The sequence below is a fragment of the Frigoribacterium sp. SL97 genome, from assembly GCF_026625765.1.
GTDB lineage: Bacteria > Actinomycetota > Actinomycetes > Actinomycetales > Microbacteriaceae > Frigoribacterium.
Genome location: NZ_CP113062.1, coordinates 819,376 through 842,077 on the forward strand (window position 1 = coordinate 819,376; position 22,702 = coordinate 842,077).

The 22,702-nt window shown below is 70.0% G+C and carries 18 protein-coding genes; 16 read left to right on the top strand and 2 right to left on the bottom strand.

Annotation, left to right across the window (positions count from 1 at the left end):
- Positions 1–18 precede the first annotated feature (18 nt).
- The 7 genes from OVA02_RS04015 to guaA all read left to right on the top strand — a co-directional run bounded on the left by OVA02_RS04015 (position 19) and on the right by guaA (position 8,378).
- Entirely contained in the window at positions 19–1,140 is a 1,122-nt protein-coding gene (locus OVA02_RS04015; RefSeq protein WP_056043439.1) for a GuaB3 family IMP dehydrogenase-related protein, read from the top strand.
- 61 nt (positions 1,141–1,201) lie between these two features.
- On the top strand, positions 1,202–3,061 hold the full coding sequence (locus OVA02_RS04020) for a glycerol-3-phosphate dehydrogenase/oxidase (RefSeq protein WP_082460137.1): 1,860 nt from the start codon (positions 1,202–1,204) through the stop codon (positions 3,059–3,061).
- A 201-nt stretch (positions 3,062–3,262) separates the two neighbouring features.
- Positions 3,263–3,793, top strand: a complete 531-nt coding sequence (locus OVA02_RS04025; protein ID WP_043595745.1) for a cation:proton antiporter regulatory subunit — start codon at positions 3,263–3,265, stop codon at positions 3,791–3,793.
- A gap of 4 nt (positions 3,794–3,797) precedes the next feature.
- Positions 3,798–5,309, top strand: a complete 1,512-nt coding sequence (locus tag OVA02_RS04030) for a cation:proton antiporter (protein WP_056043436.1) — start codon at positions 3,798–3,800, stop codon at positions 5,307–5,309.
- Positions 5,310–5,364: 55 nt separating this feature from the next.
- The gene (locus OVA02_RS04035; RefSeq protein WP_056043434.1) at positions 5,365–6,216 is read left to right on the top strand and encodes an SURF1 family protein; all 852 of its coding nucleotides are present in this window, start codon (positions 5,365–5,367) and stop codon (positions 6,214–6,216) included.
- Between the two features lie 75 nt (positions 6,217–6,291).
- Positions 6,292–6,732, top strand: coding sequence for a DUF3817 domain-containing protein (locus tag OVA02_RS04040; protein ID WP_043595742.1), 441 nt, complete (start codon positions 6,292–6,294; stop codon positions 6,730–6,732).
- 92 nt (positions 6,733–6,824) lie between these two features.
- The gene (gene guaA, locus OVA02_RS04045; RefSeq protein WP_056044511.1) at positions 6,825–8,378 is read left to right on the top strand and encodes a glutamine-hydrolyzing GMP synthase; all 1,554 of its coding nucleotides are present in this window, start codon (positions 6,825–6,827) and stop codon (positions 8,376–8,378) included.
- A gap of 385 nt (positions 8,379–8,763) precedes the next feature.
- Here guaA and OVA02_RS04050 read toward each other — a convergent pair whose 3' ends face one another.
- A complete protein-coding gene (locus OVA02_RS04050) occupies positions 8,764–9,597 on the bottom strand; it encodes a Bax inhibitor-1/YccA family membrane protein (protein ID WP_056043431.1) in 834 nt (277 codons plus the stop codon).
- Positions 9,598–9,901: 304 nt separating this feature from the next.
- On the opposite strand from OVA02_RS04050, the gene OVA02_RS04055 reads away from it, so the two are divergent.
- Both OVA02_RS04055 and OVA02_RS04060 read left to right on the top strand, forming a co-directional pair.
- Complete coding sequence (locus tag OVA02_RS04055; RefSeq protein WP_056043428.1) at positions 9,902–10,894, top strand: glycerophosphodiester phosphodiesterase family protein; 993 nt, start codon at positions 9,902–9,904, stop codon at positions 10,892–10,894.
- An 80-nt stretch (positions 10,895–10,974) separates the two neighbouring features.
- Positions 10,975–13,395 carry an ATP-dependent helicase gene (locus OVA02_RS04060; protein WP_056043426.1) on the top strand — a complete coding sequence of 807 codons (2,421 nt, stop codon included), beginning with the start codon at positions 10,975–10,977 and terminating at the stop codon, positions 13,393–13,395.
- On the opposite strand, the gene OVA02_RS04065 is transcribed toward OVA02_RS04060, so the two are convergent.
- On the bottom strand, positions 13,392–14,237 hold the full coding sequence (locus OVA02_RS04065; RefSeq protein ID WP_157485175.1) for an FHA domain-containing protein: 846 nt from the start codon (positions 14,235–14,237) through the stop codon (positions 13,392–13,394). The two genes, OVA02_RS04060 and OVA02_RS04065, sit on opposite strands and share 4 nt — an antisense overlap.
- 102 nt (positions 14,238–14,339) lie before the next feature.
- Here OVA02_RS04065 and OVA02_RS04070 point away from each other — a divergent pair, with 102 nt between their 5' ends.
- The 7 genes from OVA02_RS04070 to OVA02_RS04100 all read left to right on the top strand — a co-directional run bounded on the left by OVA02_RS04070 (position 14,340) and on the right by OVA02_RS04100 (position 22,675).
- Positions 14,340–14,633 (top strand): WXG100 family type VII secretion target, encoded by a 294-nt coding sequence (locus OVA02_RS04070; protein WP_267659288.1) that lies wholly within the window; start codon positions 14,340–14,342, stop codon positions 14,631–14,633.
- Between the two features lie 80 nt (positions 14,634–14,713).
- Complete coding sequence (locus tag OVA02_RS04075) at positions 14,714–15,010, top strand: hypothetical protein (protein WP_056043422.1); 297 nt, start codon at positions 14,714–14,716, stop codon at positions 15,008–15,010.
- Positions 15,007–16,272 (top strand): putative T7SS-secreted protein, encoded by a 1,266-nt coding sequence (locus tag OVA02_RS04080; RefSeq protein ID WP_056043420.1) that lies wholly within the window; start codon positions 15,007–15,009, stop codon positions 16,270–16,272. The genes OVA02_RS04075 and OVA02_RS04080 overlap by 4 nt, the downstream gene beginning before the upstream one ends.
- Positions 16,273–16,379: 107 nt before the next feature.
- Positions 16,380–16,859 (top strand): hypothetical protein, encoded by a 480-nt coding sequence (locus OVA02_RS04085; RefSeq protein WP_267659289.1) that lies wholly within the window; start codon positions 16,380–16,382, stop codon positions 16,857–16,859.
- Positions 16,856–17,608, top strand: coding sequence for a hypothetical protein (locus tag OVA02_RS04090; RefSeq protein ID WP_157485174.1), 753 nt, complete (start codon positions 16,856–16,858; stop codon positions 17,606–17,608). Before OVA02_RS04085 ends, OVA02_RS04090 begins: the two co-directional genes overlap by 4 nt.
- A 34-nt stretch (positions 17,609–17,642) precedes the next feature.
- Positions 17,643–18,245, top strand: a complete 603-nt coding sequence (locus tag OVA02_RS04095) for a hypothetical protein (RefSeq protein WP_267659290.1) — start codon at positions 17,643–17,645, stop codon at positions 18,243–18,245.
- Complete coding sequence (locus OVA02_RS04100; protein WP_267659291.1) at positions 18,242–22,675, top strand: FtsK/SpoIIIE domain-containing protein; 4,434 nt, start codon at positions 18,242–18,244, stop codon at positions 22,673–22,675. Before OVA02_RS04095 ends, OVA02_RS04100 begins: the two co-directional genes overlap by 4 nt.
- Positions 22,676–22,702 lie beyond the last annotated feature (27 nt).

Genomic DNA, 22,702 nt, shown 5'->3' on the forward strand with positions numbered 1-22,702 from the left:
CTCCGGTAGGGTGGCACGGTGACTGAGGTAGAGATCGGCGTCTCCAAGCGAGCCCGCCGCGCGTACGCGTTCGACGACATCGCCATCGTTCCGAGTCGGCGTACGCGCGACCCGCGCGACGTCTCGGTCGGGTGGTCGATCGACGCGTTCCAGTTCGAGTCGCCGGTCATCGCCGCGCCCATGGACTCGGTGGTCAGTCCGGCCACGGCCATCCGCATCGGCCAGCTCGGCGGCCTCGGCGTCCTCGACCTCGAGGGCGTCTGGACGCGGTACGACGACCCCGAGCAGGTGCTGGCCGAGATCCGCGAGCTCTCCGACGACGACTCGGTCGCCCGCATGCAAGAGATCTACAGCGAGCCGATCAAGCCCGAGCTCGTCCGCGACCGCCTCGCCGAGATCCGCGCCGCCGGGGTCACCGTCGCCGGCGCCCTCAGCCCGCAGCGCACCCAAGACCTGTACCAGACGGTCGTCGACGCCGGCGTCGACCTCTTCGTCATCCGGGGCACGACGGTCAGCGCCGAGCACGTCGCGAAGAACAGCGAGCCGCTGAACCTCAAGAAGTTCATCTACGAGCTCGACGTCCCCGTCATCGTCGGTGGCGCCTCGACCTACACCGCCGCCCTGCACCTGATGCGCACCGGTGCCGCCGGCGTCCTCGTCGGGTTCGGGGGCGGCGCAGCCAGCACGACCCGCGCCTCCTTGGGCATCCACGCTCCCATGGCGAGCGCCGTGGCCGACGTGGCGGGCGCGCGCCGCGACTACCTCGACGAGTCGGGCGGGCGCTACGTGCACGTCATCGCCGACGGGGGCCTGGGCACCTCGGGCGACCTGGTCAAGGCCATCGCCTGCGGCGCGGACGCCGTCATGCTGGGTGCCGCGCTGGCCCGCGCCGACGACGTGCCCGGCGGCGGCTACCACTGGGGCGCCGAGGCGCACCACCCCGAACTGCCCCGCGGCCGACGCATGCACGTGGGCACGATCGGCTCGCTCGAGAAGATCCTCTACGGTCCCGCCACGACGGTCGACGGCACGTCGAACATCATGGGCGCGCTGCGTCGTTCGATGGCGACCACCGGCTACAGCGACCTGAAGGAGTTCCAGCGCGTCGAGGTGGTTGTGGCCCCCTACCAGCCTCACTAGCGTTTGATGGGGTGGTCCGGTCGAGAGACCGGGCCGACCGAATCCAACGATGGAGGCTCGCATGGCCAAGTCCGCGTCCGTTTCGCTCTCCACGAAGCTCGGCCCCGACGAACGGGCCGCAGCCGTCGAGGCGTTGAAGACGAAAGAACTCGACATCCTCGTGATCGGGGGTGGCATCGTCGGTGCGGGTTCCGCGCTCGACGCCGTGACCCGCGGGTTGAGCGTCGGCATCGTCGAGGCCCGTGACTGGGGCTCCGGCACGTCGAGTCGCTCGTCGAAGCTCGTGCACGGTGGCATCCGCTACCTCGAGCAGCTCAACTTCCGTCTCGTGCGCGAGGCGCTGATCGAGCGTGGCCTGCTGCTGCAGCGCCTGGCACCGCACCTGGTGAAGCCCGTGCGGTTCCTCTACCCGCTCAGCAAGCCGGTCTACGAGCGGTTCTACATCGGTGCCGGCATGGCGCTCTACGACATCTTCAGCTGGACCGGTGGCCGCCCGCCCGGCGTCCCCCACCACCGTCACCTCACCAAGACGCAGGTGCTCCGCGCCATCCCGAGCCTGTCCAAGGACGCGGTCGTCGGCGGCCTCACCTACTACGACGCCCAGGTCGACGACGCCCGGTACGTCTCGTCGCTGGTGCGCACCGCGTCGAGCTACGGCGCCCACGCGGCGAGCCGCATCCGGGTCGAGGGCTTCGTCAAGGTGGGCGAGCGGGTCGTCGGCGTGAAGGCCCACGACTACCAGACCGGCGAGCACTTCGAGATCCGCGCCAAGCAGGTCGTCAACGCGACCGGCGTCTGGACGGACGACACGCAGGCCATGGTCGGCGAGCGGGGACAGTTCAAGGTGCGGGCGTCGAAGGGCGTGCACCTCGTGGTGCCGCGCGACCGCATCCACTCCGACATGGGCATGATCTTCCGCACCGAGAAGAGCGTCCTGTTCGTCATCCCGTGGGGCCGCCACTGGCTCGTGGGCACGACCGACACCGACTGGGATCTCGACAAGGCCCACCCCGCGGCGACGGCAGCCGACATCGACTACATCCTCGAGCACGTCAACAAGGTCATGGCCGTGCCGCTCACCCGGGCCGACGTCGAGGGCGTCTACGCCGGTCTGCGTCCGCTGCTGGCGGGCGAGTCCGACCAGACGTCGAAGCTCTCTCGCGAGCACATCGTCGCCCACACCGTGCCGGGCCTCGTCGTCGTGGCCGGTGGCAAGTGGACGACCTACCGGGTCATGGCCGAGGACGCCATCGACGAGGCCGTCGCGGCCCTCGACGGCCGCATCCCGTCGAGCACCACGATGGAGATCCCGCTGATCGGCGCCGAGGGGTACCACGCGGCGTGGAACAAGCGCGGCAAGATCGCGAAGGCGTTCGGCGTCCACAAGGTGCGCATCGAGCACCTGCTCAACCGGTACGGCACCACGACGGACGAGATCCTCGACCTCATCCGCGACGACCCGTCGCTCGCCGAGCCCCTCCCCGGGGCAGACGACTACATCCGCGCCGAGGTCGTCTACGCCGCGAGCCACGAGAGCGCCCTGCACCTCGAGGACGTCCTCGCCCGCCGCACCCGCATCTCGATCGAGGCGTGGGACCGGGGCGAGTCCGCCGCTCCCGTCGCCGCCAAGCTGATGGCCGGCGTGCTCGGCTGGAGCGACGACGAGGCCGAGGCCGAGGTGGCCAACTACCTCAAGCGGGTCGCCGCCGAGCGGGCGAGCCAGCTCGAGCCCGACGACGAGTCGGCCGACCGCGTCCGCCTCGAGGCGCCCGACATCACCTTCGGCTTCGACGAGGACGACATGGTCGTCGCCGGTGCCGACCAAGGAGGCGCGCCCAAGCCGGGAGAAGAGGTCACCGAGCCCGCGGGCACGCCGGGCGACGACACCTCGGCGGGCAGCCCGGGCGGTCGCCAGGGCTGACGCCCGGTCGCTCGCGCGACCACCTGCAGGAGGCGCGGTGCCCGTTCGTCGGGCACCGCGCCTCCCGCGGTTCCTCCGTCCGCGGACGCGGGAACACCTGTGGAGGGTGACGGGTTGTCCCCACCGTGAGCAGCCCGGCTGCTGCGGCCGAACCCGCCGCTAGGCTGAGACGACTGCCCCCGAGTCCACTGGAGACGAACCATGGTTGACGTGCGTCGAGTCAAGCTCCCCGGCGTGGGTGTGCTGCACACCTTCATCACCGACGACGGCGGCAAGTGCGGTGTCATCACGCACCGCTCGGGTCACAGCGACCTCATCACGTTCAGCGACGACGTCGACGGCGACCACGTCAAGAAGGTCTCGCTGCGCCTCAGCGAGGACGAGGCGCACACGCTCGCCGAACTGCTCGGCGGCACGCGCATCACCGAGTCGCTCTCGGCCCTCGACCAGATCCCCGGCCTCAGCATCGACTGGTTCACGGTCGACTACGACGACCACATCGCCGGTCAGCCGCTCGGCGACCTCGGCGCCAAGGGCGTCGTCGGCCTGACCGTCGTGGCGGTCGTCCGGGGCGACGCGGCCAACCCGGCGCCGTCGGGCGACTTCAAGGTGTTCCCCGGCGACACGCTCGTCGTGGCCGGTTCACCCGAGAAGGTCGCCAAGGCGTTCTCGTTCTACCGCACGGGCGAGCTCAAGCACCGCTCGCCGGTCGACGCCCCGCCCGGGGGCTAGGCCGATGCACCTGGGTGAAGAGCTGATCGTCCTCGGCATCCTGCTGCTGATCGCGTACGTGCTCGGCCGCGCCGGCAAGCTGATCGGCCTGCCGTCGATCCCGATCTACATGATCGTCGGCCTGCTCGCCAGCACGAACACGGGGTGGTTCCCGCTCAGCTTCGAGTCCGACAACATCGAGTTGATCGCCATCTTCGGGTTGATCCTGTTGCTGTTCAACCTCGGCCTCGAGTTCGACCAAGACGAATTCTTCTCGAACGCGGGGCGGCTCATCGTCTCGGGCGGCAGCTACATCGCCATCAACATGGGCGTCGGGCTGATCTTCGGCTTCATGCTCGGGTGGGGCACGCGCGAGGCGCTGATCATCGCGGGCATGACGGCGACGTCATCGAGTGCGATCGTCACCAAGCTGCTGATCGAGTTGAACCGCCTGGCGAACCGCGAGACGCCGATGATCCTCGGCGTCACGGTCGTCGAAGACATCTTCATCGCCATCTACCTCGCGATCGTGTCCGTCGTGCTCAGCGGCGAGACCGACCCGGGGCCGGTGATCCTGAAGCTCGGCATCGCCTTCGCGTTCCTCGTCGTGATGTTCGGCGTGGCCCGATGGGGTGGTCGCGTCGTCTCCCGGCTCATGCGCACGCGGGACGACGAACTCTTCACCGTGCTGTTCTTCGGACTGGCCGTGCTCTTCGCCGGCCTCGGCGAGGTGCTCGGGGTGACCGACGCGATCGGCGCGTTCCTCATCGGCCTGATCATCGGGGCCACGAAGTTCCGCAACCGGGTCGAACAGTTCGCCCTGCCCATGCGCGACGTCTTCGGGGCGTTCTTCTTCCTGAACTTCGGCCTCGGGCTCAACCCGGCCCTGTTCCCGAGCGTGCTCGGCCCCGTGGCCATAGCCGTGGGCATGACCGTGCTGCTCAACGTGGGTGCCGGGCAGTTCGTCGCGTGGCTCAACAAGCTGGGGCCGCAGGCGGGCATCAACACCACGGTCATCCTGGTCAACCGGGGCGAGTTCGCGTTGATCCTGGCGACGCTGTCCGCGGGGGCGGGTCTCGACGAGCGGTTGCAGCCCTTCGCCGGTCTGTACGTGCTGATCATGGCGGTGCTCGGGCCGGTCCTCGCCTCGAACAGCGAGCGCATCGGCTCGGTGCTGTTGCGGTCGCGCAAGAAGGCCGAGCGTGCCGAGGCCGAGGCCCGTCGTCTCGAACGCGAGGCGCGCAGCGGTGACGAGATCGCCCTGATGGAGGCCGCCCTCGCCGGTGACGACCTCGACCAGGCCGAGGTCACCGAGGACGACGACGAGCGCGAGACCGAGCGGGTCCGGGCCGGTGCGGCGCGGGCCGCCGCAGGCCGGGTCGACACCACGCGACACGGGGCCGACGGTGATGCCGACGCCGACGACGACCTGGACGACCTCGACGCGATGGACGCCGACGAGGCCCGCATCTGGGCCGAGCAGGCGGGCCAACAGAGCGACCAGCGGGCCACGCGCCGACGCGACCCCGAGTACTGAACCGCTCGCCGTCGTCCCAGCGGGTTCGTGGGCGACGCGAGGTACGATCGCCTCCGTGACCCAGACCGAGCAGCGCCCCGCCCTCCTCGGCGTCGACGGCGAACCGCTGCCCGCGACCATGTGGCACGTCGCCCGTCGACCCCGCTGGATCGCCCTGCTCGGCCTCGCCCTCGTCGTGGCGGCGATCTTCGCCTGGCTCGGGCACTGGCAGATCGAGCGCAGCGTCGAGAGCGTGCAGGTCGTCAACCCCGAGACCGAGACCAGCAAGGTGCTGTCGTCGGTCGCGACCCCGCAGACGCCCTTCGCCGATTCGCTCGGTGCCCAGCGCGTGTCCGTCACCGGTGAGTTCGACCCGGACGACTTCGCCGTCATCGGTGACCGCGTCAACGGTGGCGAGACCGGCTACTGGCTGATCGGCCGTTTCGTCGACGACGCCAACGGCGCCTCGCTGCCCGTGGGGCTCGGCTGGTCCGCGACCCGCGAGGGTGCCGAGGCCGCCGAGCCGTCCGTGGCCGCGACCTCGACCGTCACGGTCGAGGGCCGCTACTTCCCGTCCGAGTCGCCGACCGAGAGCGACTTCGAGAGCGGTGCGCAGACCGTCGTGTCCGTGGCCGCCCTGATCAACGAGTGGCCCGGCTTCGACGGCCAGGTCTACGGCGGCTACGTCGTCTCCGACTCCGCACCCGCGTCGCTGAGCGAGATCGACTCCGCGCCTCCGGCGTCCGACGTGCAGTTCAACTGGCTCAACGTCTTCTACGCGATCGAATGGGTCGTCTTCGCCGGCTTCGCGGTCTTCCTCTGGTTCCGGCTCGTCCGCGACGCGTTCGAGCGCGAGCACGAAGAAGCCGAGGAGGCGCGGGCCGAGGCGGACGCGCGCGGCGCGACCCAGCCGACCCGCGCCTCCTGACCCCGCGCGTCCCGACCTGTCGACGTCGACAGGTGCCGTCCTGGCGCAGGGGCGGGCGCGGCTAGAATCGTCCCCATGCCTCTGAAGCCCCGGCAACGCGACATCCCGAAGATCCCGGGTGCCGTCAGGTTCTACAAGATCTCGGCATACGTCACCGGCGTGATGCTGCTGCTGCTCATCTTCGAGATGCTGTTCAAGTACACGCCCCTGCAGCTCGAGATGCAGCTCGGCGGTCAGGGCGGGTTCCTCGTGCCGGTCGACTCGACCACGGGCTTCAACCTGTCGACCGCGATCCTCATCGCGCACGGTTGGCTCTACGTCGTCTACCTCTTCGCCGACTTCCGTCTCTGGAGCCTGATGCGGTGGCCGTTCTCGCGGTTCTTCCTCATCGCGCTCGGCGGCGTCGTGCCCCTGCTCTCGTTCTTCGTCGAGAGCCACATGACCAAGCTCGCGACGCGGCAGTACGAAGCCCTGACCGCCGAGACCACCCCCACGACCGAGGGAGCCCCCGCGTGACCGACGCACCCGAGACCGCCGAGGCGTCGGCGACGACCGCCGCCACGGCCCCCGCACCGGCCGACCGCGCGCCCGAGACCGCGCAGAGCCCCGTGCTCGTCGTCGACTTCGGCGCCCAGTACGCGCAGCTGATCGCCCGGCGCGTGCGTGAGGCCAACGTCTACAGCGAGATCGTTCCCCACACGATCACCGCGGCCGAGATCGCCGAGAAGAACCCCGTGGGCATCGTGCTCAGCGGTGGTCCGTCGAGCGTCTACGAAGAAGGCGCGCCGAGCATCGACGCGGGCATCTTCGACCTCGACATCCCCGTGCTGGGCATCTGCTACGGCTTCCAGGCCATGGCCAAGGCGCTCGGCGGCGAGGTCTCGCAGACCGGCCAGCGTGAGTACGGCGCCACCGACGTCACGCTCGCCGAGGGCGACAGCACGCTGCTGTCGGGCCAGCCGGCCTCGCAGACGACGTGGATGAGCCACGGCGACTCGGTGTCGAAGGCCCCCGAGGGCTTCGACGTGCTCGCCTCGAGCGCCTCGACCCCCGTCGCCGCGTTCTCGAGCGACGCCCGCAAGCTCTACGGCGTCCAGTGGCACCCCGAGGTCAAGCACTCGTCGTACGGCCAGGCCGTGCTCGAGAACTTCCTGCACCGCGCCGCCGGCATCCCCGCCGACTGGAACAGCGGCAACGTCATCGCCGAGCAGGTCGCCCGCATCCGCGAGCAGGTCGGTGACGCACGCGTCATCTGCGGCCTCTCGGGCGGGGTCGACTCGGCCGTCGCGGCCGCCATCGTGCACGAGGCCGTCGGCGACCAGCTGATCTGCGTCTTCGTCGACCACGGCCTGCTGCGCGCCGACGAGCGTCGTCAGGTCGAAGAGGACTACGTCGCCTCGACCGGTGTGCGACTCGTCACGATCGACGCCGAGCAGCAGTTCCTCGACGCCCTCGCCGGGGTGACCGACCCCGAGCAGAAGCGCAAGATCATCGGCCGCGAGTTCATCCGCAGCTTCGAGGCCGCCGCCGAGGCGCTGGTGCTCGAGGCCGCGGCCGAGGGCGACTCGGCCGTGAAGTTCCTCGTGCAGGGCACCCTCTACCCCGACGTCGTCGAGAGCGGTGGCGGTACGGGCACGGCGAACATCAAGAGCCACCACAACGTGGGCGGCCTGCCCGAAGACCTGCAGTTCGAGCTCGTCGAGCCGCTGCGCACCCTCTTCAAGGACGAGGTGCGCGCGATCGGGCGCGAGCTCGGTCTGCCCGAGGTCATCGTCGGGCGTCAGCCGTTCCCCGGCCCCGGTCTCGGCATCCGCATCGTGGGCGAGGTGACGCACGAGCGACTCGAGCTGCTGCGTGCGGCCGACGCGATCGCGCGGGCCGAGCTGACCGCGGCCGGCCTGGACGACGAGATCTGGCAGTGCCCCGTGGTGCTGCTCGCCGACGTCCGCTCGGTGGGTGTGCAGGGCGACGGTCGTACGTACGGTCACCCGATCGTGCTGCGTCCGGTGTCGTCCGAGGACGCGATGACGGCCGACTGGACGCGTCTGCCCTACGACGTGCTGGCCCGCATCTCGAACCGCATCACGAACGAGGTGGACGGCGTCAACCGCGTCGTGCTCGACGTCACCTCCAAGCCCCCGGGAACGATCGAATGGGAATGACCGGGCTGTTTTCGATGCGAAGCATCGAGCCCGGTCATTCCGGGGGAGCCTGCGACCCCGGTGCCCACCAGTAGCCGCGAACGTGGAGTGAGGGAGACCTCCCGCGAAGCGCAGTGACGACGAAACCCCCTCCGGCAGACACCTGCCCGAGGGGGTTTCGTCGTCTCCGCGGGATGTCGTCGTCCCTGGATCTCGGGGTGCTCTCGGGCCAGGGCGCGAACGAGCGGGCAGAACGTGCCCTTCATCTGCCCACGAGCAGCACCTTCTGCCCCCTCGGCCATCGACCCCCACCCCCTCGGCCGTCGACCCCCACCCACACAGAAGCGGGGCCCGTCCCGGTCGGAACGAGCCCCGCTTCGGGGTGGTGCGGGTGACGCCGCGCTGGCTAGTCGCTGCCGCGCAGGATGGCGAGCATGCGCAGGATCTCGACGTAGAGCCAGATCACGGTCATGACGATGCCGAAGGCGGCCGACCAGGCGTAGATGCGGGGTGCGCCGCGCTCGACGCCGGTCTTGACCTGGTCGAAGTCGAGGACCAGCGAGTACGCGGCCATGATCACGACGAGGATGCCCAGGATGAAGCCGAGCGGGATGCCGAAGATCTCCATGCCGCGGAGGCCCCAGGGGTTGCTGTTCGCACCGAAGATCATCAGACCGAAGTTGATCAGCGAGAAGACGCCGTAGCCGATCATCGCGATCATGAAGACCTTGGTGGCCTTGGCCGACGCGCGGATCTTGCCACTCTTGAAGAGCAGCAGGGTCGTGGCGAACACCGCGACGGTGCCGATCAGGGCCTGGGTGACGATGCCGTCCCACCGGCTCTCGAAGATCGACGAGATGCCACCGACGAAGAGACCCTGTGCCGCCGAGTAGGCGAGCACGAGCCCGGGGGAGGGCTTCTTCTTGAAGATGTTGACGAGCGCCAGCACGAAGCCGGCGATGGCCCCGACGAAGGCGAGGGCCGGGATGAACCATCCGATGGCCGCACCGACGAGCACGACACCGAACGCGAGCAGCGTCTTGGTGATGGTGTCTTCGTAGGTCATGCGGTCGGTCTGCGTGGGGCCGGCGGCGGGCTGCGAGTAGAGCTGCTGCAGCTGTTCGGCGGTCATGCCGTTGTACTCGACCGGCTGGGCTGCGCCCTGCTGCTGACGGATGACGGGCCCGCCGTTCTTCGAGAAGGCCGGCGACTGACTGAAGCCGGGATTCGAGAATGCCAAGGGGTTCCTCTTCTGATCGCTAGGGATGTGTGGATCGCCCGCGCAGGTTCACGAAGGCGTTTCCGTACAGATGAGGCTAACGCCTGTCGTGCAACGAATGGCTGAAGATCTGCCTGATGAGAGCCGCATTCTCGCAGGGCGAACGTGCGTGCCGTGCATCTTTTGCGTCTGCGGGGGGCGAGACGCCTCGTCCCCAGGGGCCGCGCCTCCTCGTCTCTCCACAGACGGTCTTTCCGCAGATGGCCTCTCGCCGGGAGGTCGGGCGGCTCGGGCTGCGCACGGGGACGCCGGTTAGCGTGACCGGGTGTCCACCTCGCCTCTCGTCATCGCCCATCGCGGCGCCAGCGGTCACCGACCCGAGCACGGCGAGGACGCCTACCGTCTCGCGATCGAACTCGGGGCCGACGCCATCGAGCCCGACCTGGTCGCGTCGAGCGACGGCGTGCTCGTCCTGCGGCACGAGAACGAGATCTCGGGCACGACCGACGTCGCCGACCACGACGAGTTCCGTCACCGCCGCACGACCAAGACCATCGACGGCACGAAGGTCACGGGCTGGTTCACCGAGGACTTCACCTGGGACGAGCTCAGCACGCTGCGCATCCGCGAACGGCTGCCCGAGCTTCGGCCCGAGAGTGCGGCGCACGACGGCGAGGGGCGCATCCAGCGGCTGGGCGACCTGCTCGACCTGCTCGATGCGGCCGACCGGCCCGTCGGCCTCGTCGCCGAGGTCAAGCACGCCACCTACTTCGACTCGATCGGCCTGCCGCTCGGCGAGCTGCTCGCCGACGAGCTGCGGCAGCGGCGCTGGGTCGACGACCCGCGGCTGACCATCGAGTCGTTCGAGCAGACCGTGCTCGGTCGCCTGGCCGACCAGCGGCTCGGGGCCCGGCTCGTCTACCTGCTCGAGAAGGCGGGCGTGGCGGCCGACCTGGTCGCGTCGGGCAGATCGTCGGTGGGCTACCGCGACCAGCTGCACGCCGAGTCGCTCGAGTCGTTCGTCGACGCCGGGCTGCACGGCGTCAGCCTCGACAAGCACACGCTCGTCGACGCGCAGGGGGCGACCGACGGTCGGGTCGTCGACCGGGCGCACGCGGCCGGCCTCGACGTCTTCACCTGGACGCTCCGTGCCGAGAACGCGTTCCTGGCCAAGGCCCACCGCGGCCCCGGTGGCAAGGCGGCCTTCGGCGACTGGCAGGCCGAGTTCACCTCGCTCCTGGCGCTCGGCGTCGACGGGGTCTTCGCCGACCAGCCCGAGCTCGCCGAGGAGGCGCGGGTCGCCTCCGCGTCCCGCTGACCCCGCGCGACGCCGCCTGCGACCGTGGTCGCCCCGCACCCTCTCGCCATGTCGGTGGTCGCGCTTAGACTCGACGGGCCATGACGATCGTGCTCGAGCCCTCTGACGCTGCCGGCGGTTCCGGCGACCCCCTGACCGCCGGTCTCAACCCCCAGCAGAAAGAGGCGGTCGAGTACCGCGGGCAGTCGCTGCTGATCGTGGCCGGTGCCGGCTCGGGCAAGACCAGCGTGCTGACCCGCCGCATCGCGGGCCTGCTGGCGACGCGCGAGGCGTGGCCCAGCCAGATCCTCGCCATCACCTTCACCAACAAGGCCGCGGCCGAGATGCGCGAGCGCGTGGCGCACCTCGTCGGTCAAGCAGGCGAGGGCATGTGGATCAGCACGTTCCACTCGGCGTGCGTGCGAATCCTCCGGCGCGAGGCCGAGCAGTTCGGCTTCACCAAGAGCTTCACGATCTACGACTCCGCCGACTCGAGGGCACTGCTCAAGCGCATCCTGAAAGAGCTCGACGCCGACCAGCTCGGGCTGACCGTCAGCATGGCCTCGGGCAAGATCTCCAAGCTCAAGAACGAGCTCAGCGACGTCGAGTCGTACTCGCGCCAGATCAACATGAACGACCCGCAAGAGGTCATGTTCCTCGAGATCTTCCGTCAGTACACCCGCGAGCTGCAGCGGGCCAACGCCTTCGACTTCGACGACCTCATCGCCCAGACCGTCTACCTGTTCCGCGCCTTCCCGCACGTGGCCGCCCAGTACCAGCGGCGGTTCCGGCACATCCTGGTCGACGAGTACCAAGACACCAACCACGCGCAGTACTCGCTCATCCGCGAGCTGACCCGGCCGGTGCAGGCCGACCTCGTCGACGAGCTCGAGAGGGGCGGTCAGTTCGTCCAGTCGATGCGCGACGGCAGTGGCGGCATCCCCGGGGCGTCGCTCACCGTGGTGGGTGACTCCGACCAGTCGATCTACGCGTTCCGGGGCGCCGACATCCGCAACATCGTCGAGTTCGAGCGCGACTTCCCGAACTCGAAGGTCATCCTGCTCGAGCAGAACTACCGCTCGACCCAGAACATCCTCGACGCCGCCAACGCGGTCATCTCGAACAACTTCGACCGTCAGGCCAAGAACCTGTTCACCACGGTCGGCGCCGGCAGCAAGATCGTCGGGTTCACCGGCTACACCGGTCACGACGAGGCCCAGTTCGTCGCGGACGAGATCGCGGCGCTGCACGAGTCCGGCACCGACTACAAAGACATGGCCGTCTTCTACCGCACCAACTCGCAGACGCGTGCACTCGAAGAGATATTCATCCGCTCAGCCATCCCCTACCGCGTGCTCGGCGGCACGAAGTTCTACGAGCGTGCCGAGATCAAGGACGCCATGGCGTACCTGATCACCGTCGCCAACCCGGCCGACCCGCTCGCCCTGCGACGCATCATGAACGTGCCCAAGCGCGGCATCGGTCCCGCGACCGAGACCGCGATGCAGCGCTGGGCCGACACCAACGAGGCGCCGCTGCGTGACGCGATGAGCAACGCCGACCAGCTCGGTCTCGGGCCGAAGGTCACCGGTGCGATCACGGGCCTGGCGAAACTGCTCGACGACGTGCAGGCCACGGCGGCGACCGCGCCCGTCCACGAGATCCTGTCGGCCCTGATCGCGGGCAGCGGCCTGGTCGAGGTGCTGCGGGCGTCGCGCGACCCGCAAGACGAGGCCCGCGCCGAGAACATCGACGAACTCGTCGCGGTGACGAAGGAGTTCCAGAAGAACAACCCCGACGGCACGCTGCTCGACTTCCTCACCGAGGTCACGCTGGTCGCGGCCGCCGACGACCTCGACGACACGAGCGGCACGGTGTCGCTGATGACCCTGCACACCGCCAAGGGGCTCGAGTACGAGGCCGTGTTCCTCACCGGCGTCGAAGAAGACCTGTTGCCGCACCGCATGTCGGCGAACGAGCCCGGCGGTCCGTCCGAAGAGCGACGACTGTTCTACGTCGGCATCACTCGTGCTCGGCAGCGGCTGTTCCTGTCTCTCGCGATGACCCGGGCGCAGTTCGGCGAGGTCAACGTGGCGATGCCGTCGCGGTACCTGCAAGAGATCCCCGTCGAACTGATCGACTGGAAGCAGTCGCCGGGCATGGCCACCAGCCGCGGGGGCACACAGCCGCGGGCGCTCAACGCCCGTCGCGAGGGGGGCGACGGCAACCGCGGTGCGACGCCGCGGGCCTCGGGCGGCTACGGCTCGGGCAGCTACGACCGGGCGACGGCGGCGGCGAAGACCAAGCCGAAGACCGAGTGGGCGAACCGGGTCACGGGCACCGTGCGCGACAACGGTGACATGGAGCTAGAGGCCGGCGACCGCATCTCGCACGTCGACTTCGGCGAGGGCCGCGTCATGGCCGTCACCGGCATCGGCGCCCGCCGCATCGCCGAGGTGCTCTTCGACGGAGCCGGGCGCAAGAAGCTGCTGATCAAGGTCGCTCCGATCGAGAAGATCTAGCCCCCTTTCGCGTTCTCGCGAGAGGTCGTGTCGTGTGTCCTGGAAGGCAGGAGGGCCGCGGTCGTGTCGCTCTCGGGTCGGTGCCGGACGACCGTCACGCTGTGGTCGCCGATCGACAGCAGCGATCCGACCCGGGCGCGCGCCGGGGTGTGAGCCTCGAGTTCAGTGACCTCGCCGCTGGGCGACACGAGGGTGGTGCCGTTTCCCGAGCCGAGATCGGTAACCCAGACGGCCGCGTCGGCCCCGATCGCGATCGAGACGTGATGGCGAGACAACGATCGGCCGGCGTCGTCGAGCGCCACGACATCCGCGTCGGTCGGAACGGGCAGGGGGCGGTCGGTGCGACGCCCGACGACGATCGCGCGCCGTGTGACGGGGACGACGCTCTCGTCCGGCAGCCGCAGGCCGTAGTGCCGAGGGCGCACCGTCGTCGCCTCGAGATCGGGAACGGGTGGCACCGCGTCACCGCCGGCCGGCTGATCGGGGGCTGACCGCCTCGGGGTGGTGGCGGCAAACTGCGGCGCGTGAGGGATCGGGGCAGCGCGGGGCGCGAGGGGCGCGAGGGGCGCGGGGGGTGCGGCGGCGGACGGTCCCGTGCTCTCCGGGATGACGGGAGCCTGCTGCGCCGGCCCGCTTCGGCGCTCCTCGACGACGAACCCCGAGGAGGCGCGGGTCGGCGGGGGAGGGGACGTCACGATCGGTGCGGGCGGCTGGAGGGGCAGGGTGGTGACGCGCGAGAGCAGCCCTGCGGCGCGTTGCTCACGAATCGTCTCGGCGGTGATCACCGGAGGTGGCGTCGGGTGTTGCTCGCGCCTCCTGGGCTTGTCCTTCTTGCGACGCATGTCGACTCCGATCTGTGGAGAACCGTTACGCAAACTATCAGGCATGACATATTGGTCGAGTCCGACCGACCGGTCGGCACCACCAACGAGAGGGACCACCTCATGGCCAATGTCACCGTCACCTACGACGACCTGCGCACGCAGGCCACCCAGCTGCGCAACGGGCAGCGTGCGATCGAAGACCAGCTGGGTCAGATGAAGTCGCAGATCGACAACCTCGCCGGCTCGGGCTACGTGACCGACAAGTCGTCGAAGGCATTCGACGCGACGTACACCGAGTTCACGACCGGGGCGTCGAAGACGATCTCGGCGGTCGAGAGCATGGCGACGTTCCTCGAGAACGCGGCCAGCACCCTCGAGGGCGCCGACCAGCAGCTCGCCAGCAGCCTGGGCTGACCGACCACACACAGGGACGGCCGGGGCGGGTCGCGGTGAGACGCGACGCGCTCCGGCTTCCGGCACGAGGGGAGGACCTCATGGCTCGAACGAGCCTCAACATCGACGGTGCGGGTCTCGAGGCGTTGCTCGCCGACCTGGCCACCGTGAAGACCGAGTTCGAGTCGAACGACTCCTCGGTGTCGGCCACGGCCGAGGCTTGCGGGCACGTCCGGCTGGCGGCGAAGGTCACGTCGTTCGCGACGAACTGGAACGACCGGCGGGCGAAGCTCGCCGAGCAGATCACCGAGCTGGGCACGGCGTTGTCGACGATCGACGAGACCTTCACCGAGGTCGACGGAGAACTCGAGGGCGTCTTGGTCGGGGGCGACAGATGACGGCCGGCACGCTCGCCGGTGTGGCGGCCGATTCGCTGGTTGCGGTGTCGGGCGACCCGGTGCTGTTGAACTCCATGGCGAGCCATTACGAGTCGGTGGCGGCCTCGATCCGAGGTGCGGCAGCGAAGCTGCGATCGCTCGAGACGGGGTCGTCGTCCAGCGACGCCCTGGACGCGTTCGTGGTCAAGGCCGAGGCGGTCTCCGCGAGTCTCGGCAAGGCCGAGGGACGATACGGAGAAACGGGGGCTGCGCTCAAGGCGTACGCGTCCGAATTGTCGCTGGCCCAAGAGGCAGCTGCGCCGGCCCTGGCGAACCACCGAGATGCCGTCGACGACCTCGCCGCAGCCGAGAAGCTGGTCGAGCGGTACGAGCACTTCGCGCTGGTGGCCACCGACGAGGTGACGAAGCAGGAGCACCTCGACCAGGCCGCGGCGCAGCGCACGAAAGCCGAGGAGGCGCGGGGCCGGGTCACCCTCTACGCGCGCCGCCTCACAGACGCACACACGTCCGTCGAGACCGCCGCGACGGCTGCCATCGCGAGGATCGACGACGCCACCGACGACGGCCTCGCCGACACCCTCTGGGACGACCTCGGAGGCGCGTGGGACGCCGGCTTCGCCGCCTTCCAGAAGTGGATGGAGGAGAACGACTCGTGGATCAGCACGCTGCTGGACGTCTTGACTGTCGTCGGGGTGGGGCTGGCAGCCATTGCTCTCCTCATACCAGGAGTCAACATATTGGCCGCCATAGTTGTCCTCGCCTCATTTGCCATCACGGCAGCTCGAGCGACCGCAGGAACAGGCACCTGGACCGACGTCGCCCTTGCTGGCCTCTCAGTCGTGACCATGGGGCTCGGAGGTCTCGCCGTAGGTTCGGCTCGCGGCATGATGGCGGGACTTGCTCGGACGAGAGCGAACCACCTAGTTTCGCAGGGCTACTCGAAGGGGCTCGCCTTCGGGTCCGTGAGCAGGAGTTGGCAGCGCGCCCGCCCCGGGTTAGGTGACTGGTCGCTCGTCAAGGGGTTAGGTGACGCCGACGTCGGTCGCATGCTTCATTTCATGAGGGCCAGTCGGCCGGGTGCGCTGGCTGATGATGCTTCCGAAGTCTCACGTGTGATGGTCCGCCTCAATGTGGCGCGGGGGTTACAGTCCTTCGACCACTTGCGCGGGTTGAGCGACGCGACGCAGCTGGGCATGAGGCAGATGCAAGAATCCAAGGGCTCGCAGAGCACGTGGCGTATGTCGCCGGGCACTCAACTCTGATGGCGGGCCGACGAGTCGCAGTGGTGTCGCCGCGTCAGCGACTAGACGGGCTCCTGCCCGTCATCGCCGGGGCCTTGGCTATCACGCCGGCTGTCTATTCACAGGCGATGCGCCTCACCCTCGGTCTCATCGCCATTCCGCAGGGCGGTAATCTCCGCGTGAACCCTGCGGGCAAATCCCTTTTCGAAGCGGGACAGAATTGGCCCCCCGCTCCCTGGCCTAGTTTTCCCTTCTGGGTTTCGGCAATAGGGCTGGCGCTGGTTGCCGTCCATCTCCTACGACGAGGGGGCTTCGATGTCCCCTACACCATGCATCCCTGGGTTTTGGCGTTCTGGTGCGGGCTCAGCGCTGGATACGCCTGGGTCTTCGGAGATCTCTTCAGAAGGTCCGCAGACTGGCCGCGCGATTCGGCTTTAGCCGTAGGTCTATTCCTCGCGGAGTTCGTCGCCTTCATCGGTTTGGGAATCGTCTTTCTGCAGCGAAAGAGAAAACACGGACGCGAGAAGACACGGGCTCAGGCAGAGGTGCCCCTCGCCGAGAATCGTCCATCGTGTTCAGCCAGCACGAACCCGAAGGACATTCCGTGAGCGGCCCGGGGCGCGTGGGGCGGACGGCCGGGACGGTGGCGGCGTCGTATTCGATCGTCGTGCCTCCGGGGTTCGTCCGGGTGCCGGGTGGAATGGACGCGCCTGACGCAGCGGCGTTCGTCGCCGAGCAGCTGGGAGACCAGCCCGCACCCGGAACCGGAACGGCCCCCGACGACTGGCGGATGCGGTTCGGGTCGGCACTCGGGCGTGCGCTCGCGGCCGACGTCAACGGCCGTGTGCTCGACTCGTACCTCAGTGCGGGCCCGCTGCCCGGCACCGACATCGTGTGCTCGATCGTCGTCGCGTCCGTGCCCGTCACCCGGTCCGCGCATGCCGACCTCGACCGGCTGCTGCTGCGACGCGTCGCCACCCACGGGGCGGCTCCGATCGTCCTCGCCGGCGACCCGGCGGTGGTCTGGACCGACCCCGCAGCTGAAGCCCCGGCGCAGGACGACCGTGCCGCACCCGACGAGGTCGCCGACCTGACGCCCCTCCGCCGTCGGACCGTCCTCACGCGAGTCGCCGGTCATGACGACCGACTGCTCACCCTCGTCCTCACCATCGGCTCAGCGACCGATGCGTCGGCCGCGTCGGCCGCGCCGGGCGACGCCGACGCCGACGCCGGGTCCGACATCGACGCGCGAACCCGCATCGTCGACGCCGTCACCGACGTCTTCGACGCCATGCTCAGCACCTTTCGCTGGCGTGACGCCGAAGGGCGCCTCGTCACCGACCGGCCCCTCGCCTGAACCCCCTCGACTGCCACAGAAAGCGACCTGCACCGTGACCGAAACCGACACCGACGCCACCACCGACTTCGACATCCTCATCGGGCACGACCCCGAGACCTGGGTGGCCCTTCCGACCTCCTGGCCGCATGACGGTCACCGCGCGCCGCGGTCGTGGATCAAGGCGACCATGCGTACCGTGGCCGAGCGGTCCGAGGTGTCGACCCGCGCCTCCCGGTCCTGGCTGACGGAGGTGCTCTCGGCCCTCGCGCGCTGGTCGCCCGAGGACGAACGCCGGTACCTCTACCTGCCGGACATCGCGACCCCTCCGTCGCTGCTGCGCGTCCAGTACGGGTTCGTCGGAGGCGATCGTGATGCCGCCCTCCGGGCCATGGTCTTCGACAGCGACGTGGCCGGGGTCGAGCCTCCCGTCGTCGAGCAGGTCGAGGCGAGCGGTCTCGGGCAGGGGCTCCGAGGCGTGAGGTACGCGGCCGTCGACGGCGACGCCGGCCTCCACGCCACGCTCGTCTACGCCTTCCGGGCCGAGCCGTACGACCTCCGCGTCACCTGCCAGGTCGGCGGGCCGGAGGGCGTCCTCGGCATGATCGACGAAGTCGACGCGTTCGTGGACGACATCAGCGTGGTGCCCGCCGCGTGAGGCTGAGCGTCACCGTCCTGCACGTCCCGACGGGCCACCGGGCGGACCGCTCGGTCCTGGTCGATCCGGACACCACCGTCGACGCCGTGGCGCGGCACCTCGCGTCTTCACTGGGTCACTCGGGTCACGCCCCGCCCGCTGAGCCCGGGAGCATCACGGTCGACGGGGTGCCGGTCGACCCGACCGCGCGCATGAGTTCGGGAATCCTGCTCGACGGCGCCGTCGTCGGCTTCGGCGGCCCGGCGACGCACCTCCGTTCGCCTGCCGATCTGCCCACCATCCGCATCATCGGAGGCCGCGGGGCAGGGACGATCCACGTCGTCGACGTCGGGCTCGTCCACCTCGGAAGCGGTCCCGACGCAGGCGTGAGGCTGGACGACGTGCGGGTGCCGCCGATCGTCGCGACGATCGAACTCGACGGCGCCGGGCGCTTCACGCTGACCCCCACGGCCGACGCCTTCCCCGAGTCCGACGACGAGGCTCGCGGGCCACTCGTGCTCGTCGACCGCGTTCCCGTCCGAGGTACGGCCGCCGTGGACGAACACTGCGTCATCACCATCGGCGACACCCTCCTCGCCGTCGCGCCGGCCGGGCACCCGTCCGCCGCGATCACCGTGAGCGAGGGGGGAGGCACCCTCGACCACGCACGCCCACCGCGCCTCCTGCCGGAACCGCCGACCACGACGTTCCGGTTCCCCGCCGAACCCCAACAGGGTGCGAAGCGGCCCCTGCCGATCGTCGCGGCGCTGGCGCCGATGCTGATGGCCGTCGTCATGGTCAGCGTGTTCGGGAACGTCGCCTTCCTCGCCTTCGGGCTCATGTCGCCGGTGGTCATGATGGGCAACCACCTCTACGACAAGCGCAACGGGAAGGTCTCGCACCGGCAACGCCTCGCCGACCATCAGGCCACGAAGGAGGCGGTGGCGGCGGATGCCGAGAGCGCCGTGCGGCAGCTGCAGCGCGAGTTGCGACACCTCAGTCCCGACGCCGCCACCGTGCTCGACATCGCCGCCCGGCGTCGCTCACGATTGTGGGAACGCCGTCGTGACGATCCGGACCACCTGCGCGTCAGGATCGGCACGGCGGATCTGCCCTCGGGTGTCACCATCGAGGACCCGGCCGAACTCGAGCACCGTCGGACCGTCGCTCGCCCCGCGGTCGACGTGCCCGTCACCGTCGATCTGGCCGACCACGGGGTCGTCGGGGTGGCAGGCCGATCCGAACACGCCAGACCTCTCGTCGCGTGGATGCTGGCTCAGCTCGCCGTCGCACAGAGCCCCCGCGACGTGCGGTTGGTCGTCCTGACCGAACACGCTGCGGGCGACGACTGGTCCTGGCTGGCCCATGTCCCCCATGCCCGTCCCGAGAACGGTCGTCCAGCCGCCGCCTGGGTCGGCAACGACGCCGAGACCGTCGCCCGCCGCATCGCCGAGCTCGGGGCCGAGATCGACTCTCGCCGGCGGGCGGTGCGGGAGTCGCAGGGGGCCCTCCGTGCGGCCACCGACATCGTCCTCGTCGTCGACGGTGCGCGGCGGTTGCGGGCACTGCCCGGGCTCGTCCGCGTCCTGCGGGACGGGCCCTCCGTCGGCGTGTACGCCGTGTGCGTCGACGCCGAACGCCGATCCCTTCCCGAGGAGTGCGTCGCCGTCGTCACCTGCGGCCTCGCGCGGCATTCCCTCGACGTGCACCGCACCGCCGACGTGCGCGAGGTCAAGGCCGACCTGCTGCCCGCCGGCTGGTTCGAGGCCGTCGCCCGGGCCGTCGCCCCGGTGGTCGACGTCGACGACGGCGGCGGAACGGGCGGGCTCCCGGCGCGTTCCCGGCTGCTCGACGTGCTGCAGCTCGAACCCCCCACCGCCGAGGCCGTACTCGACCGATGGGCTCGCACGGGCCCCACGACCGAGGTCGTCATCGGAGAGAGCCTCGACGGCCCGTTCGCATTCGACCTCCGTAGGGACGGTCCGCACGGTCTCGTGGCAGGCACGACCGGCTCCGGCAAGTCCGAGTTGCTGCAGAGCATGGTCGCGTCGCTCGCCGCCGCGAACACCCCCGAGTCGATGACGTTCGTCCTCGTCGACTACAAGGGTGGTGCCGCGTTCCGGGACTTCGCGCCGCTGCCCCACACCGTCGGGATGGTCACCGACCTCGACACGCACCTCGTGGAGCGGGCGTTGCACTCGCTCGGGGCCGAGCTGCGACGCCGCGAGCACCTCCTCGCCGACGCCGGAGCGAAGGACCTCGAGGACTACGTGGAGGGCGCGGTCGGTGACGATGCGAGGCCTCCGTTGCCGCGCCTCCTGATCGTGATCGACGAGTTCGCCAGCATGGTCCGCGAGTTGCCGGACTTCGTGACCGGCCTCGTCAACATCGCCCAGCGCGGGCGTTCTCTCGGAATCCACCTCGTGCTCGCGACGCAGCGGCCGACGGGCGTCGTCACCGGCGACATCAGGGCGAACACGAACCTGAGGATCGCCCTTCGCGTGACCGATGCAGGTGAGAGCAGCGACGTCATCGACGTGGGTGACGCGGCCGGCATCTCCAAGTCGACACCGGGTCGCGCCTTCGTCCGATTGGGGGCCAGTGCACTCGTCCCGTTCCAGGCAGGCCGTGTCGGTGGCCGACGCCCCGGGGCGGTGGCCGAGGTCGTGCCCGAGGTGTGGTCGAGTCCGCTCGACTGGCGGGACCTCGGGCGGGTCGTGGCCGAGCCGCCGCCACGGACGACGACCGAGTCCGCCGGTCGCACCGACCTGGCCGAGCTCGTCGACGCGCTCGCCGCGGCCTGCACCCGTCTCGGGATTCCTCGCCCGCATCGTCCGTGGCTCGACGCCTTGCCCGACAGGCTCGTGCTCGACGACCTGGCAGGGTCCCGGACGGGCTCGGATGTCGACGCGTGCGTCCCCGGCGACGTGGCCGTGCTGCCCTTCGGTCGGCAGGACTTCCCGGCCGAACAGCACCAGGCCCCGGCCGCGCTCGACCTGCAGACCCTGGGGCATCTCTTCGTCGTCGGCGCCCCGCGGACGGGACGCTCGCAGGTGCTCCGCACGGTCGCGGCCTCCCTCGCCGACCGGACGAGCTGCGCCGACGTGCACCTCTACGGCATCGACTGCGGCAGCGGTGCCCTGCTGCCGCTCGAGAGCCTTCCGCACGTCGGAGCCGTCGTCCAGCGGACCCAGCTCGACCGGGTCCGGCGCCTGCTGACGAAGCTCGTCGACGAGACCTACCGGCGGCAACAGGTGTTCGCAGCGGGAGGTCATGCGGGCGTGGTCGAGCAGCGACGAGCCTCTCCCGAGGGGGACCGCCTGCCGCACCTGGTCGTCATGATCGACCGGTGGGAAGGGTTCACGGGCAGCTTCGCCGAGATCGAGCACGGCAAGCTCGTCGACCAGGTGGGGGTGCTCTTGCGTGAGGGTGCCGCGGTCGGGCTCCACGTGCTCGTCACGGGTGACCGGCAGCTCGTCGCGGGCCGGCTCGCCGCCCTGGTCGACGACAAGCTGCTCCTGCGCCTGACCGACCGGGCCGACTACGCCCTCGCCGGTCTGAACGCGCGGGCCCTGCCCGACGTCCTGCCCCCAGGGCGGGGCTTCACCGCCGAGACCTCGATCGAGACGCAGGTCGCCTTGATCGATGCCGAGGCCACGGGGCAGGCGCAGGCCGAGGCGCTGAGACGGCGGGCGGCGTCGGCGGCTCACCGTGACCGTGATGTTCCTGCCGCCCGTCGGCCCTTCCGCGTCGACGAACTGGCGGGCCCCATCTCGTTCGACGACGCCTGGTCCCGCCGGGGAGCGGCTGACCCGGCGAGCGTCTTCGCCTTGATCGGCGTCGGTGGCGACGACCTCGTTCCGTGGGGTCCCGACCTCGCCGACGGCCCGGGCAGCTATGTCGTGACGGGCCCCCCGAAGAGCGGGCGCAGCACCGTCCTGGTAGCCGTCGTCCGGTCGCTCACGGCCCAGCGCATCGGAGTGGTCGTCGTCGCCCCACGGCGATCGCCGCTGCGGGCGCTCGAGGGGTTGCCCGGCGTGGTCGCGGTGATCACCACCCGGACCGTCGAGGAGGCCCTCCTCGCGCCCTTCTTCGCAGACGCCGACGGCCCTCGCGTGCTCGTCATCGACGACGGCGAACACCTCAAGGACTGCCCCGCGGGCGAGTGGCTCGCGGAGTTCCTCAGGTCGTGCCCCGACACCGGTCGCGCACTCGTCGTGGCCGGGACGACCGGCGAGGTGTTGTCCGGGTGGGCCGGCTGGCAGGTCGACGTGAGGAACAACCGGTGCGGCGCCGTGCTCAGCCCACAGCTGCCCAACGAAGGTGACCAGGTGGGGCTCCGGCTGACGAAGTCCGACCTCGCCGACCGGCCGACGCCCGGGTTCGCCCTCGTGGACGACGGCAGCGGTCGAGCCGTCCGGGTGCAGGTGCCGTTCGACCGGGCCGGTTGAGCCCGGGCCGCTTCTGGGCACCTGCAC